The following is a 16,911-nucleotide window of genomic DNA, read 5'->3' as shown; positions in this document are numbered from 1 at the left end:
CATTGTCCCCTTTGGAATTATTATTTAGGGGTGACAACTATCCTGCCATAGGGGGGATAACTACTTTTGCACGTTTGTGGATAGTACAAGGTAGTTCTTATCATCACTTATGGCAAAAGTGTGTAGAGTTGCAATCTAAAGACATAGCCACTACATTCGACAATATTGATGCATATAAGCAATATCTCGACAAGATTAATAGTCCTGACCTCAATCAGTTTGCTAAAGTGCACAGAGCATTAAAATTTGTGCTTCACAACAAAAATCGTATCGAGCGGACTTCCACAAATGGTCGTAAAAGTAGGGTAACACGGCGGGTTGATGACGAAAAAATTGAGTACGTTGTGTTTAATGATGTCGACGATGATAGCGATGAGTTAATTAGTGTCACCGAGTTTTTAAAAACTGATAATGATATTGATGTCGTGCGCGAGAAATTAGATATTGGTTTACCAGATTTTACGATACTCAAGCAAACATCACTACAAGCGCATGAAAAGTATTCTCCGCAACAGATGTACCATCGTACGCGCTCAAAGCTGCAGCATGCCAATAAGAATGAACGTCTTATTGGTAGTAATGTCAGGATTCTACCTTTATTCGCGTTACAAAATATTTTTGCGTATCTATGGCAGCTTTTTGAGGAATTATCATCTAGTCATGATAGAGATAAAAAGAGAGTAGTTAGTTATTTACTACTGTCAATGCTAACTGGGAGGTCAGTTGTCCAGTTAAGTGAGGATGTAACAGGTAACACTAAGCAGTATATTAATTTAAATCGTCGGAACAATAGCTATCATTTGAACATTATCTTAGACATCACACCTCTTAGGCTGCGTACTCAAGGTATTCAGCAAATACTAGCCAATCGTTTGCTGGAATGTGACATAAGTCTTCCTGAGCAACTGGGTGTGTTTTTAGCCTATAAAGGCGATATTAATAAAGAGATTTTGTATGAAGTTATAAACGAAACTCGTGATGCCCTAAAGCTACCATATCTGTCACTGGCCCGTATTGAGAAAAGCTTATACAGTATTCTTATTCATCATGTCTCTAATAGTCAGGTTGCTAGTATCATTACAGGTCGAAATGAACGTAAGCGAGCGGATATATGGTATAGCTCTAACAGTGTCGATGATATTCGAACTGTTTATCAACAGGCTATTAAACTACTTAGTCTAAGAAGTACATATAACAATGATTATCTAAATCTAGTTTCCAATACTTTTGATTATAAAATCGGTAGTCAGAATTGCCCTGATTATGCAATCGTCATTAATTTTATTGACCTATTACACCAAAAAGTAGAGGCAACGACTGATTATATTGAAAAATTTAATTCATATAGCATTTGGCTTTGGCATATCAGCTTACTTTTAACTTCAGTTAGGGCAGTTGAGGGTGCACCAGGTTATTTGGACCAATTCAATTTTGAGGTGGGGCTGATTTGGATATCTGACAAAGAAGAGCGAGCAACGGCGTCGAGTCAAAGATATGTGCCTCTATGCCCATTTTTAATTGAGGCAATCAACCGATATATAGATTTTTTAAAAAGCTTTTCGTCTCGTTTTTGTCGTTTGGACATGCGTATTAAGTATTGGATTGAAGAGATAATGAATTCTGAGCGACCACTGATTAACGTGTTTAATAAAAAAGGTGAGCTAGAATCAATTCGTCCAGTACTGGTGAGAAATGAAATTCATGAGAGCTTTAAGTTTAAAGAGGATTGGACAAGGCATGTTGGGCAGCGTTATCTGCATGAGCAGAACGTAAATGAGTCAATGATACTCTCTGTATTTGGTCATGAAATGATGGGGCAGGAGTCTTGGCGAAAGAATTCATCAATCAGCATCGGTGATATTTTAGACTTGCGTCCAACTTATCAAGCACTTGCAGATAAGCTTGAAATAAGACAGGTGCAAGTATGAGTGTTAAAAAACAGTCAGATGATGAATTGTTCGGCTATAAACGTCGTGAGCAGAGACGTGAAGAGCAAAAAAAAGATGCTTTAGTAGAAGCTGAATTTATATGTCAAAAGCTTTGGGAGAGCTTTCTTAAAAACTTTAAAGTAGAAAGGTCTGAAGTCAGTGAAGAATCTATCTATCAACTTTATGAAGACACTTACAAACAGTTTGAAGAAAGCAAATATATTTCTATAGGCCTAATGCCAGTAGCATTAACCAAGCGTCTTTTCTTTTTTAATAATATTAACCGTGAGCGTAAACGTAGGGGGCTAGAGCCACTGCCAGCTCCAACGGTTGCTTATCAGCCTCAACGCCCAAAAAATACAGCATTAAGAGATGCTTTTTTTTATCTGCCTAAGCTGCAAAATATAATGAATGAGGCTGTTCAAACATGGCAAACAAAGAACAGTTTTTCTCTTGTTGATGGACTAGCTTGGTTGATGTTTTCATTGCTGATGCATGGACGCATACATTCTGTTGATGTATTAAATGCTTTTTATGTGCATATCACCACTAAAAAGCAGTTATATAGATTAGCTGATGACATGGTTTATATTCCATTAGATGTCGTTTCTAAAACTTATGGCAATCAGATAATACATATCAAAGGTTCTGATGAAAAAATTATTTCTTACTCAAAATGGGTGTTCATAGACGATATCAGTCGCTTGTGGTTAATTAAAGTTAATCAGCTATTGGAAGATGAGAAATCGAAGATACCAAGCTTTTATAGCTGTGTTAGGCAGCTTGGTAATTTGATTGGACAAAAATTTAAAGCGGATAACTTAGAGAAAACAGATTTTTTTAGCTATTTGAATATTTACTGGCAGACATTATCGAATGTACACATAGATCAGCAGCTAGTGGAATTACTTGTCCATCATGATACCCATACCGCGATTAGTTTAAAAGACTGGCAAGCTTACTTAGGGGCTCCTCAGGAATCAGATACCACTACTGTCAAAAATGAGTACATCACGGTTAATAGACTCAATAAAACTACTCAAAATTTGCAGGATGAAGTTGTCGGCATAGAGGATAGTGTAAGTAAAGATAAGACTCATAAAAACGTATTAAAAGATATTCGCCGCGCCCTTATGGGCAGTAGGAAAAAAATTAAAGAGCAGCTCGAGGCGTTGACTGAAATTCACGAAGGTTCTAGTGAGCGAGTTTTAATTCTCTGGATGCTTGATTTAAATGCTATTAATAAAGCTATTTCTACCTTATTAAGATATCTGACAGAGGTGGGTGAAGCATTTTTATATGGCACTCGTGATGAAGATATTACGGATTATCGAGTACATCAATATGAGTTTTTATACGATAGTATCATCGCCAAGAAAAACACTCTCAATATAGGTTACACCCAGACGGTATTGAACTCAATACATCAAAGCTTGAAAAAACATCTGGGTGCACCACACGTGCATCTTCAGCGTGAAAATGATCCGAAAATAGTCTCTAGTAGTTTGATATCACCTGATTTATATAAACATATTATACGAAGTGTCAGTAAGCAGATCGCATTATCTTCATACAATAAAAGCATGATGAAAGTGATCTTTACTTTGCTTTATCGCACCGGCTTAAGAATTAATGAGCTATTAGGTATTCGGTTAACAGATATTGAATATGATCGAGATACTTATAGCGACATCAATTTGATTATTCGTTCAAATAGTCATAGAACCTTAAAGTCAGATGATGGCACTCGCAGAATTACTTTATCAGTATTGTTAAAACCAGGTGAGTTTAAAGAGCTTCAGGCTTATTTTATAGAAAGGACTCGTCATAAAAAAGAAGGTAAATACTTATTTGCACTTGAGGGGCTGTCGACCCCATTAGATCGAGGTAGTGTGGATCGAGTGTTTAAAGAGGTTATTGGCCCTCATTACCAACACTTGGTATTGCATAGTTTTCGCCATAATGCTTTATCTAACATGGCAGTAATACTGAGATGTCGTCAAAAAGTTTTGGATATTTTTACTGATTATACTGAGGATGAGGTGCAGCGTATTAAAGCGGATTTATTAGGAAAAATGCGTATCAAATCTGGTCATCATTGGGATGCCTTGATGGAGTTTGCGGGACATGCTGACCTAGATACTACTTTTAGCTCTTATATACATACTGTAGATATTATCTCAGCACATTTATTGGATCAGGCATATATGCAGCTACCTGTTGGTGTGGTTACAAAGCTTACGAATAAAGCACGTCGAAGTTTCAATCAACATAATCCACAAGCCTTAGATTTTGAAACGAATAGTGTAGATTTGACAAAAATACGTGAGTTTATCAACCGTGAGTTAAATATCAAAAAAATTGATAATAGTAAGCAGTATTTTCCTACATCACGTATAGAAGATGAGGGTGTTAGTGTTTCTCCTATTTTTGGTAAGTATGCGCGTTGGCAGATTGAAGAGTTCTTGAGCGAGATTGAAGCAGGTAAGGTGGTTTCTGAAGCCGCCCAACATCATTTTGTCTATGAAGATGCAGTTGAGCTATATAATCGAGCACTACTACTAGCAGCCGATGGAAATGGTAAGCCTGATTACAAATTGATATCTAAGTATAAACAGCCAAAGTCAGGGCATGTATTAATAGCACCAACACTGCCAACCATTGTTAAAGAGCAGCAACTCGTGCAGGAATGTTTTATTAAATTAGAAAGTCTATATCTTGACCAGTCGATGAAAAAGAGCGTGCAAAGCACTCTTTCAACATTCTACAAAAAAGCTAACTCATCTCATAGCGACCTTCGTTTTAAGTTTAATGAAAAACAGATGTTTTATGACTATTTAGATATCGCCATAAAAATACTACCTGCTAGATATTGGCGAATAAATATCAGTGCTTACCAAATGAAGCGCACAACAAAACCTAAAAAGGGAGAGTTGAAGTATCAGAAAATAATGAATGAAGAAAAACAGCTAGAAATAATGAAAGAGTTTAAAGCTGATTATCGTAAACTATCAAAGAACATTACTAATAATGACTTTTATAGCGGTTATTCATTATCGGTGATTAATCCTAAAGAGAATGAGATAATTAACTCTACTAATAATGAAGCTACCCGTGCATCATCATCACTGATGAAGTATGTGATGCATTTACTGCTGATTGTGGATGTGAGTTTTGAGCTAGATAGATGAGAAAATATATACTGACAATTGATAAGCAGTTCTTATTTTTCTATTTATTTGCGTAGCGGAGTTTTTCAAGGTAAAAGATCGATCGTAGGCAATAACTCCCTTAGCCATAATAAATCTTTGTTGCTGCGTTTAGTTTACCAAGTTTATCTCTACGGTTGCTTCAGCATAGCTCATTGCTGCTTTATTCAAGTAAATCAGTTTCCGATATAGTCGAGAATTATGTAGGAAGACATATAATTTTAAGTGCTGCTATACGGCGCATAAGACATTTTGTATAGACAACCAATATATAGCATTTAATCAATGGCTATGCCATTATCAACACCAGTAATCAAACTTTCTCGCATGTCATTTACTCGTTCTACTTCGCTGGCTCCTAAAAACTTCTTTTCTCTAGCTGTGGCATTCTCAAACCTTTTAATCGACTGCTTAATGCCCTTTCTATAAGACACTTCTACAGGATACTGGATACCGTAGTCTTGGATCATAATTTGCTTATACTTTTGAGCGGTTTGTAATCCTATATTATCATTTAAGTTCATCTGTATTAAACTTGCGAAACTATGTCCACTGGTGCTAACTTGCAAAGGATCAGCGCCTTTACTTAATAAATAGTCAATGGCATCGTGATTATTAATAGCATAAGCGGTCATAACTGGAGTAGTACCAGAAAAATAATCAGGATGATTGACATCTGTGCCATGCTCAATCAGTAAATCAAACAGCTGCTCGCTATAGCAATCATTGACCATTAAATCATCTAGAGGTGAAAGCGCGATGGTATGATCCATTTTAATGTTGTGTTCCAACAACATCTCTATCATAGCCTTATCACAATGACCTGCTGCTATGTTTAGATTGCTATGAGCACTGCCAATGAAAAGCAACTTATCAATGTCTGCCCCTAAATCAAGTAAGGTCTTAACTGATTTACGCTTACCCTTGGTCACCGCATAGTTTAAATAAGTCCATTGGTAGGTCCAGACACCGCGCTCTATACTGTCTCTGGTATTGACATCATAGCCTTCTTCTTTAACCAGTCGGGTAATCTCGTCAGTATCTTCGTTAAAGATGGCTTCTGCCATAGCAACGTTGTCTCCTTGGAAGTAGTTTTCTATGTGTGCTTCTCTATAGTTCTTATGCGTATTCATATTGCTACAACCTATGATTAGTATGGTTAGTAATAAAAACAGTATATTTTTCATGTTTAAGCTCTTTTATAATTAACCTATAACCTCTTAGACAACGCTTTTCTCATGCCATCCGTGTTGTGGGCTGTTTTCTTAGTATCATCTGTCGGAACCCTTGTCCTTGTACCAACTGCTTTTGGCAAAGCTCCTGACGTGTAGCCCCAAATACCTGCTGCTGGACTAAATGCCGCAACTCCTGCCATAACCTTACCATTGTTATCCTGTGCCCAATTCAAAGGATCATTCTTAGTATTGTAGGCTTGTACGTGCTTTGTATTGTTGTCAGGAATGCCGTACTTATTTAAAGTCTTTGAATGAACTCCTGCTGCATTAAAGGTGTAAGTCGGGTAACCAGTAATAGACCCTGCTGTTGCCGCTAGTCCACCACCTAATGAATGTCCTGTAAAGGTAGTATTATTTTTATTAATTTTCGGGCTAGTTCTTAGCTCTTGAGCTAATTTGTAAGCCTTATCATATTGATCATTAGAAAGTCCAATACCTTGTGCACCATCTGCTATTAAGTCAGTCATTTTGGTAGGTTCTGTACCTCTCATAGCAACTGCATAGCCACTATTTTTCTCATTTTTATATATCGAGGCGTAAAATCCTGACTCATCGTCTTTAGTATTAAATAGAGCTGGGTTAAGACCAAGTTTTTGAATCTCAGCTTTACTTAAACGTGGATATGCCGGTATGCCTTTACCGTCATTATCATAAACATCCCTACTTAAGTCTATCATATCGATAACTTTTTCAACTTCTGCTTTACTGGGATTTCTACCACCTCCACCAGGACCTGCAAACAAATCCACCCTTTGATCTTCAGGAATCGGATTACCATCTTGATCCGTCACTATTACATTAGACTCATACTCATCACTATCACTACCTTGAACAGGTAATCCATCAGCACCTATTTGAGCAGGTTCATCCTCCTTCCCACCATTACTACTAGCCCCCGGCGGATTGATGAGCACATCCTTGCCAATCACCTTATTCTCTTTCTCCGCTTGGGTAATGATGGTTGAGCCTGTAATGATAATACTGCCATCGGCGTTCATCACCAGTGAGGATTTACCTACCGTGATCTTAAACTCATCGCCTGCGGTAATACTATAGCTCTTACCGACAAAGCTTTTCTTGATACGTCCGATCTGTTCAGTTTGCATGACACCCACTGCCGTATTCATCACTGTACCTACTTGGGTGACATACCCTAAGCCTACCGTCACTGACTTACCCAGTTTGACCAGCTCAGTGTTGTTCTTGTCCACGGTGAGGGAACGGCTCTTGTTGACGGTTTCTTTACGGTCTTTGTTTACCGTTAGGGTGTCATTGCCCTTGACGGTTTTGTCTCGGTTGCCTTTGATGGTGACTTGTTCACTCTTGTGTACGGTCTCTGTTCTATTACCACCGATATCAATGGTTTCATCTTTGTCCACCCGTTCTTGTCGGTTCTGATGGATGGTGATGGTTTCATCTTTATCGACCACTTCAGTGCGGTTCTGATGGATGGTGATGTGTTCGTCTTTGTCGACTACCTCAGTACGTTTACCATGCACCGTCACAGTCTCGTCTTTGTCGATGATGGTGCTGCGGTCACGGTTTACTCTGCGTCTCTCATCGTTCTTCACTAGGGAGTTGAGATCACGCTGGGCTTGTAGATTCACTAGCTCAAAGCCGGCATCATCGTTGAACATCAGCTCGTTGTAGTTATCGAGCGGGGAGTTAAAGCTTTTGGACTTGATGCCGGACTTTTTAGCCGCTTGCGGGTAGCCCCAGGGCGGTGGGTTGGCGCTGTTGTAGAGACGGCCGATGACGATAGGACGGTCTGAGTCGCCGTTGATAAAGTCAATCAGCACTTCTTCGCCAATACGCGGGGTGTTGATGGAGCCAAAGCTGCCCCCTGCTGATCCTTGGGCCACGCGTATCCAGTCCGAGCTTTTCTGGTTACGGGGACCGTATCTGTCCCAGTGGAACTGTACTTTGATATCGCCATACCCATTAGTGTGTACTTCTTCTCCGGCAGGGCCGGTGACGGTAGCACCTTGACTGCCAATGATTTGCGGTTTGGGGGTGACTCTTGGCGTACGGTACTGGTAAGTTATCGGTATGGCGGTAAAAGAGATGCGGTAGTGCGACTGCTGGGTGCCACTGGCGTAACCGGCTTCTTTAAAGTCGTATTCGGCATGGATGATGAGGTGTTCGGTGTTGGCGGCATCATGCGGATGACGGCTCAAGGTAAAAGTGTGACCGGGGGCGATGGTGAGTACGTTACCGGCGGCAGTGATACGTTTGCTTTGAGCGTTATAGTCTTGACTACGTACTTGCGCGTAGCTTGCCGCATCGTCTTTGGTGCTAAAGCCAGTATAGAAGTCATAGTGCTCGGTGGTAATACCGCCAAGCTCATGGGTGCTCATGTTGTAATCAAGTTTACGATTAGCCAGCTTATAGCTGTGGTCGTTAACGTTGACTTTCTTGGTGGCAAGCCTGTCGCTTTGCTGCCAGATGTCGATGTAGTTCTTGTCGGGGGTGCCTGGGGTGACGGCTGAGTGATAGGGTATGGTGGCGCGGCCTTGAATGGGGCTATGTGCGCTGTTGTCATCGACGATGATAAGGGTGTTGTTGCCCTCGGTATGATCAAAGTAGTAGTAGAGGCCTTCTTGTTCAAAGAGGCGGTTTAGATAGTTAAAGCTGGTCTCTTGGTACTGGGTGCTATGACCGTACTTGCGGTAGCTGTTTAAGCACTGTATCTCATAGGGGAAGCCAAACTCATCTAGGATGATGCGGGTAATCTCAAGGATGTCTTTGTCAACGAAGACGCGGCTGTCATGACGCTGGGTGAGATACCACATATTAGGGCGCATGATGCAGGTGTAGAGATGATAGCTTTGTTCGTCCTCATCTTCACTAAGGTAACCGAAATCGGTAACCAGACCGTTTAAAACCCGTTCGCCGCCTTTGGTATCAATGGTGACAGCGATGGTCTGACCGATGATGTCGGTAGCGGCTAGGTTAGCATTTTTACTGGTGAGAACAAGGCGGTATTCATAGAGACTGGAGAGGGCTTCCACTCCCTTGAGCTCAACAAAGGATAACGCGCGGCCAAAGGGGGTGTGGATGGCGATGGTGCGCATGGGAAGATCCTTTTTTAATATTCAGAAGTAAAGCGAGAGCTAGTGCTACAGCAATAGAGTCATGATAAAACTATAGCTATGAACTTATGTATGGTTGGATTGTATCGTTATACTAAGCTGATGTCATGTCTTATTGATATTCTTGATAAAAACTTGTCTGTTAGTGAGCATTCAGGAATTTATAATAATAAAATTTAAAGGTTTTGTACTGTCATTGTGTTGTGCTAAAATCACAGCTTTTAGCAAACATAACTTTGTTTTTTGGGTGTATTCTCTTAATACGAATAGCATCAAAAATTTGAAAATAATAGATAGTATTAAACGGCTTTCTTTTTAATCTACTAACGCACTATACCTTACAGCTTCTATTCTAGAGTCATTGATAAATAGGCATACTATGTTTCAAGATAAAAAAAACACTTGGTTTATAAGCTATAGCTTAATCGTGCTATGTCTTATGCTTTCAAGCTGTTCAACGCTAAGTAGCGCTACAAAGAATAAAAGTAATGCTGAACAAGTAGAGTTTTTAATATTGACAGCGCCTTCAATTAACCTTGATGTGGTCAATAGGCCTGCTCCAGTAAGACTAGACGTCTTTCAATTAGAGCGAAAATCTAATTTTATTTATGGCAGCTACTTAGATTTAATAGATGATGATAATGATTTGAATGGCGATGTACTATTCAAGACTCAACATATACTGACTCCAGATAGCATAAAGTCAATACCGCTCAGCTTAGAAGAAGGAACGAATTACTTAGGATTGACTACTGGCTACCGCGATATTGAAGACGCATCATGGAGGATAGCGCTACAAAAACAGCCTTCTAAATTGGGAAGTCGTAGCAGTTATCTATATCTAAAAGTTGACCAGTCAAATGTCTTTCAATTGTCAAAAAAACAAATGCAAGCCGAGCTTAAAGAGTATGCAAAAAGACATCCAAACGATAAGTCAGTAACAAAAAATGGTAAGTATAAAAAGCCAAAATATGACTACAGTAAAGGCATATTCAGCAATCAATAACAAATAATTAGCACTAAAGCAATAATAGGTATCAATGATGGGCGAATATTCAAAGGTAGTATGGGCGGAAGGTACTTATCTTTCACCGCAGCATTTTCAGCAAAATGATAGATATGCCGAGAGTAAACTTCATAATATAGTTAAGTTTGCACAGGCGCACTACTACGGAGTTTATGATTTAGCGATTAATGAATCGCTCCTCAAGCAAGGGGTAGTGAGTTTGTCGAGACTGGAGGTAGTTTTTGAGGATGGTACCGTATTTGTACCTACTTCACTTGAGATTGACTCCTTAGAGTATAGCGTGCCTGCAAATATAGCTGAGACCAAGCTATATTTAGTAATCTCTAGAGTGACGGCAAGTTCAACTGAGATATCATTTGATACCGATAAGATAAAAAATAGTCGTTATAGCGCTTTTGAAAAACCTTTAATAGACACTGCAGATAGTGATTTAGAGCCTAGAGTAGTCACCTTAGCCAGATTAAATGCCCGTCTGATGTTGGAAGAAAATATCCATTCAAGTTTAATCAAAGTTCCTATAGCTATTGTCTCAAGTAACGAAAACTCAGAAGTCGAGATTCAAGAAAGTTATATCCCGCCAACCCTTATCGCTCAAAAAAACCTTAAGCTGTATAACTATATTAATGAGCTGTATGGACTTTTAGCCCAAAAAAGCAAAAGTTTGGCTAATGCTGTCAATGACCCTAACCGAGGTGGTTCGCTTGAGATTACGGATTTTCTCATGCTACAGACTGTTAATAGGTACTTAGCTTATATGCAGCATCAAAAGCAGCCAAGCAATCACACGCATCCAGAAGCGTTATTTGTTAGCTTATCGAAGCTGTGCGGTGATTTAATGACCTTTTTACCTAGCAGAAAAATGGGCGACATGCCCGTTTACGACCACAAAAACTTAAAACAGTGCTATCAGCATTTAATGTCTAATCTTAGAATTAGTTTATCCACCATATTAGAACAAAGAATTATAAGAATAGACTTAAGCAAAAAAGACAGCGCGACCTACGTGGCTCAAACGCCAAATGCTGAAATATTGGAAGTTGCTGACTTTGTACTCGCCGTAAAAGCGGATATGCCTAATGAGACTCTAAGACATAATCTACCAAGTATCATGAAAATAAGTACCGTAGAACAAATTAAAGAGTTGGTCGCTTATCATTTACCAGGGGTCAAACTAAATGCTCTATCAGTGGCTCCCAGAGAGCTGCCTTATCACAATGGCTATGTCTATTTTGAGCTGGATAAACAAACAGAGTTGTGGGAGCGTTTCGATGATTCCTCAGGTATGGCATTTCATGTCGCAGGAGATTTCCCAAATATTGATCTAGAGTTCTGGGCGATTAAACCTAACATAAATTAGACTTCATGCAAATAGATGGAAAAAAAATGAAAAGTGATCCAAAAGCAAATCTGCAATTCTCAGAGGTTTATAATCCGATTATTTCAGCGGCGAAGCCAGTAATGGTTTCGACCAATGCCATGAAGAACTCGACAACTCAGCTTTCAGTAGACAAGGTGTTACATAAGTTTTCCTCAATGATTGAGGATTTCGAATCCAAAGCTGAAAAAGAGGGAGCGCCTTATGAGATGGTGAAAGCAGCGCAGTACTGCTTATGTGCTTTTGTTGATGAATCTGCAGTTAGATCAGGTTGGGCAAACGAAGAGTGGTCAAAAAAAAGCTTACTAGTCTCCTTTTTCGATGAAACTTGGGGCGGAGAGCGTTTTTTTGAAATCTTAGATAAAGCTAAGTTAGATGTTGATAAAAATTTGTACCTTATCGAATTTATCTACCTCTGTTTACAGTTTGGCTATAAAGGTAAATATCAGATAGCCAATAACGGCGACACTATTTTAGAACAAGAAAAAAATAGACTCATTGATTTGATTAGATCAAAAAGACCAGAAACTTTTAGTCTATTGTTTCAAGAAACTCGCAGCGATAAAAATGAGGATGAAGTCAAACGTCGTTGGCAAATTCCTCTATGGGTCATCGCAGTTCTAGCCAGTCTTATAGTCGCCATATTTTATATTATGCTGAGGGTTTTTCTCGGTTCAACGATGGATGATACTAGTGCCCAGATAAACACCCTATCGTTACCCGCTAATGCACCATATAACGTCAGCGGGCGTAGTGCTACTGTTCAAACCAAACCGCTAACCCCAGCTCTACAAACTGAGATAGATAGAGATCTAGTAGAGGTTAATGAGTTTGCAGATCGCAGCGTTATTACTATCTTGGGAGATGGATTATTTGAGTCTGGCTCAGAAAATATTCAAAATCAATTTTTTCCAGTATTAGCCACTATAGGTCAAGCGCTACAAGGTATCAGTGGTCAAGTAGTCGTCACTGGCTATACCGATGATACTCCTATACAAAGTATTACTTTTCCTTCTAACTGGCAATTGTCTCAAGCGCGCGCAGACGCGGTAAAAGAGATTTTGGAAGGCTACGTAGAAGATAATAGCAGAATCAGATCAGAAGGTAGAGGGTCTACTAATCCAGTAGTTGCAAATGACTCTGCTGACAATAAAGCAAAGAACAGACGGGTTGAGATAACCGTTTATAGCTTGGGTAATGATGTCCCAACTGAGCCATAAAAATCTAACCCTAGCAATAATAATGACTACTTTTATTATTTAAAATTTTTTGAGAGATTACAAGAAGGTTCTATAAGATGAGAAGGTTATTGTCTTTTGCAAGTTCAAAGGTTTTTTGGGTCTTTTTAGGACTACTCGGGATATCTCTATTGATTTGGTTCTTTGGAGGCATCGTAGCTATCGGTAGCTACAAACCTCTTGAGAGTAAAGCGGTGAGAATAGCTATTATTGCCCTAATATTTTTAGTTTGGTTAACTAAAACTTTTCTAAAACAGTATTTGCAAGCAAGAAGAAATAGAGAGCTGGTTGAAGACATAAAAACTTCACAGCAGCCTATTTTAAAGCATGTGAATAAAGACAGTCCGCTAAGTCGTCAGTTTGATGAGATAGACTCGGTTCTAAAAAGCGCAAAATTCTCAAACTCTGATGGCTATATAAAAAATAAATTCTTTACAGGCCAGTATTTATATCAGATGCCATGGTATGTGGTGCTCGGCGCTGCTGGAACGGGTAAAACAACTGCGTTAAGAGAATCAGGTCTAAACTTTCCTTTAGAGAGCACTTTTGGTGCTTCTATTAGTGGCTTGGCTGGTACTAAAGATTGTGATTGGTTTTTGACAGATGATGCGGTTTTACTCGATACCGCAGGTCGACTATCGCTACAAGATAACAATGAAGAGGATTCATACGATTGGCTTGAATTTATCAGCTTACTTAAGAAGTATAGACCAAGACAGCCTATTAATGGGGTAGTTGTCACTATAGGTCTAGATGATATTTTGAACCCTAATACTGACTTCAAAAATATTACTCGAGAATTACGCAAAAGAATTCAAGAGATGAGAGCCAAGCTAGGTATCAACTTTCCTGTATACCTGATGGTGACTAAGTTAGATATTTTAAAAGGTTTTGAGGACTTTTTTAGTAGTTTAGATGAAGAGCAAAGGAAAAAATATCTAGGGTTTACTATTCCTGCTAATGATATAGAAGACGATAATGGGACGGCAACTATTGGTTACGTTTCCAAACAGCTTAATAATATCAGGGATAATATAGAGTCCTCTTATCTGAGAATAATAGATGATGTCCCCAATCAGACTGAAAAAGATGCCATTTTTACTTTCTCAAATGAGTTTTCATTACTTAATGAGCGACTAATCTTATTATTTAGAGAGTTATATAAATCCTCAAAGTTTGAAGAGGCTGTACAGTGGCGAGGCATATTTTTCACCAGCGCTTATCAAGATGGTGAAAGTATGGATCCTGTGTTCAATAACATAACCAGTAATTTTGAGCTGACACCTAAATACATAAAAGATAAGACTGTAGGCTCACAAGTTACCAAAAGTTATTTTATTCATGATTTATTTACCGATGTTATATTTAACGACGCTAACCTTGCTAGTAATAATAGGGTTTGGTCTACCAAGAACCAAATACTTAAATGGATAGGCGTAGGTGCCATAGCAGGTGGTGTTATATTGGCCTCTGCCTTTATGTTTAATAGTTTTTTGACGAACAGTCAATATCTAAAAGATGTCAACGAAAAAGCCATTAGCTTAGATAAAGAGCTAAAAGACACCACTGAAACCAAAGACTTGCTACAAGCTGTGGAAATGGCTGACAAAATAAGAGTGCTATCTAGAACTGCGCCTTTTGTCGATATAGACTCGCCTGCGCTCAAACATAGAATGGGTCTGTATCAAGGCTACGCTGTGGACGAAATCTCACAAGCGGCCTATCAGCGTGCTCTAAATGAAAGAGTTATGCCGCTCATCTCATATAAGATCGACGAGTTGCTAAGACAGAGCCCAGAGGATTCCTCTATAGACAATTACAACGCTCTAAAAGCCTACCTAATGTTATATGATGACACAAGGTTTGATGCTGAATTCATGTTGTCTTGGCTGATGCGTAGTTTTGAAAAAGACTCTTCGATCCAAAATGCCGAGCAAAAACAGAGAATTGAGCAGTCTCTAAAGTTCATTCTTCAAGAAGAAGGGCTGACGCCAAGTCTACCTCTCGATACCAAGCTAGTTGATGAAAGAAGACAGTTTATTGCCCGTAATGATATCTCAATTATGATTTTGAATGATAGTTTTACTGAGATAGCTAGAGGCGGTAATAAAGTGGTGCCTGTCTCTTTTGATACGATGGGCGGCAAGCAAAGTAGATTGGTTTTTGCTAGAGCAAGTGGCAAACCTTTAACTGAAGCTATTAATCCTATTTATACCAAACAGGCTTATATTGAGTTTGTTCTTCCTGAGCTTCTAAAGTCAACGGCTAAGCTTTATGAAGAAGAGGAGTGGGTATTGGGCAACTATGCCTCTTTAAAATCTAGTGAAACTGATACCTTAAAAGAAGCCAAAAGCGCTTACTTCCAAAGATATATCAGCGCATGGAATAGATATATTGCCGATATTAGACTAAAGCAACCTAGAAATCTTCGTGAAGCTAGAGATATCGCCAAGATTCTCTCAAATACTTCAAACTCGCCACTGCAGAATATAATCGTAGGTATCAGCGATAATACGACTTTGGATATTAGTAAACAGATAGAGGGTGGTGAGACTAATGGCGCTGTCAAAGATACTGTAGATAGATTGATTTCTAGAGCAGGGTTTGGCAATTTGCAGAACAAGGCAGGCTATGTCAAAGATAACTACATTGATAATCTTAAGTTCACCACTCCTGTAGATGAAGAATTCTCTGAGTTTGGGGTATTGGCTGAAAAGCAAGGATCCGATCAAGCAGCCATAAATGAGGTAGTCGTCTCGATTAAGGATCTTTATGAGTTCTTAGATATCTTGGATGTAGCAGTAGAAAAAGGAGTCGATCTCCCATCTAATGATTCGTTATTTAGATATAGAGCTGAGATAAATAGATTGCCATCGCCTTTTCGACAGATGTTTGATCAGTTTTCGGTTTTTATTCTCAATCAAAGTTTAGATGAGATGAATGAGCGACTACTGAAAGCAGATATTGAAGCTAAAAGAAAGCTTGAAGAGCAAAGACAGCGAGAAGATGACATAAGACAAGAGGCAGAAGATAAAGAAGAAGCCAGAAGACAAGAAGAGCTGGCATTAAAGGAGGAGCAAGAGGTAGCAAAAACGGAGTTAAAAAAAAAGCAGGAATTAGAGGCCTTCAATTCTATGAAGCGTGAGTTGGCTCCTATCACCGCTTTTTGTAAAGGCTTCACACAAGACAGCTATCCCTTTAGTGCAAACTCAGACAGCGAGATCAAGCTTACTAATTTCGACAAGATCTTTGGTACCAAAGGTCAGTATCAGTCTTTTATGAATCTTAATCCGCAAGTAGTTAATGCCATGCGGGTCGCTAGTTTTGATGAGCTTATACGCTTGCATTCAAAATTTAGATCTGAGTTTAGAGGCGTTCGCGACATTGAGCAAGTAAGCACACCTCTTCTTCAAAAAGGAAATGGGCAGCTAGGATTTGATTTCAATGTCAAAGTTATTAATGTCGACCCAAGAATTGAAAAGTTAATTTTTAACTATGGCGATAAGTCATACTCATACAGTCATGGCCCGTTAGAGAGCTTTAGAGCCACTTGGCCTAAAGATTCTTCAAGGAAGGTAGGCTTTTTAGCTTATATTAATGAAAAAAGAGTCGACGAAGTTGAGACTGATGGATCATGGGCTCTATTAAAACTAGTTGAAGCAGGTAAAACGCTTATCAACAACCGGAATAAAAGCGTAGTTAGGTACTCTCTTGACGACAAAGATATAGTGATTGAATTTAGTGCTGGGGTAGGCAACAATCCTTTTTATTTAGCTGATTTGCGCAGGTTTTCTTGTCCGTAAAAGC

The 16,911-nt window shown here is 39.1% G+C and carries 8 protein-coding genes; 6 read left to right on the top strand and 2 right to left on the bottom strand.

Features of this window, described 5'->3' with window-relative positions; all coding sequences use genetic code 11:
* Both EI164_RS04030 and EI164_RS04025 read left to right on the top strand, forming a co-directional pair.
* Positions 1 to 1,928 (top strand): hypothetical protein (locus EI164_RS04030; protein WP_225739099.1); only part of this gene is annotated, 1,928 nt, incomplete at its 5' end.
* Positions 1,925 to 5,119 (top strand): site-specific integrase, encoded by a 3,195-nt coding sequence (locus EI164_RS04025; RefSeq protein WP_192518711.1) that lies wholly within the window; start codon positions 1,925 to 1,927, stop codon positions 5,117 to 5,119. The genes EI164_RS04030 and EI164_RS04025, both read left to right, overlap by 4 nt.
* A gap of 296 nt (positions 5,120 to 5,415) precedes the next feature.
* On the opposite strand, the gene EI164_RS04020 is transcribed toward EI164_RS04025, so the two are convergent.
* Positions 5,416 to 6,324 (bottom strand): ankyrin repeat domain-containing protein, encoded by a 909-nt coding sequence (locus EI164_RS04020; protein WP_192518710.1) that lies wholly within the window; start codon positions 6,322 to 6,324, stop codon positions 5,416 to 5,418.
* Positions 6,325 to 6,347: 23 nt separating this feature from the next.
* Entirely contained in the window at positions 6,348 to 9,446 is a 3,099-nt protein-coding gene (gene tssI / locus EI164_RS04015; RefSeq protein WP_192518709.1) for a type VI secretion system tip protein TssI/VgrG, read from the bottom strand.
* Positions 9,447 to 9,843: 397 nt separating this feature from the next.
* Here tssI and tssJ point away from each other — a divergent pair, with 397 nt between their 5' ends.
* The 4 genes from tssJ (at position 9,844) to tssM (ending at position 16,907) form a co-directional block, all read left to right on the top strand.
* Positions 9,844 to 10,470, top strand: a complete 627-nt coding sequence (gene tssJ / locus EI164_RS04010) for a type VI secretion system lipoprotein TssJ (protein ID WP_192518708.1) — start codon at positions 9,844 to 9,846, stop codon at positions 10,468 to 10,470.
* A gap of 37 nt (positions 10,471 to 10,507) precedes the next feature.
* Complete coding sequence (gene tssK / locus EI164_RS04005) at positions 10,508 to 11,848, top strand: type VI secretion system baseplate subunit TssK (protein WP_192518707.1); 1,341 nt, start codon at positions 10,508 to 10,510, stop codon at positions 11,846 to 11,848.
* A 26-nt stretch (positions 11,849 to 11,874) separates the two neighbouring features.
* Positions 11,875 to 13,086, top strand: coding sequence for a type VI secretion system protein TssL, long form (gene tssL, locus EI164_RS04000; RefSeq protein WP_192518706.1), 1,212 nt, complete (start codon positions 11,875 to 11,877; stop codon positions 13,084 to 13,086).
* Between the two features lie 77 nt (positions 13,087 to 13,163).
* Positions 13,164 to 16,907: a type VI secretion system membrane subunit TssM gene (gene tssM, locus EI164_RS03995; RefSeq protein WP_192518705.1), complete on the top strand. Its 3,744-nt coding sequence runs from the start codon at positions 13,164 to 13,166 to the stop codon at positions 16,905 to 16,907.
* The last annotated feature ends 4 nt before the right edge of the window (positions 16,908 to 16,911 follow it).

Origin of the sequence: Psychrobacter sp. FME13, from assembly GCF_014861395.1 — a bacterium.
Taxonomy (GTDB): Bacteria; Pseudomonadota; Gammaproteobacteria; order Pseudomonadales; family Moraxellaceae; genus Psychrobacter.
This window is presented reverse-complemented; position numbering and strand designations above follow the sequence as displayed.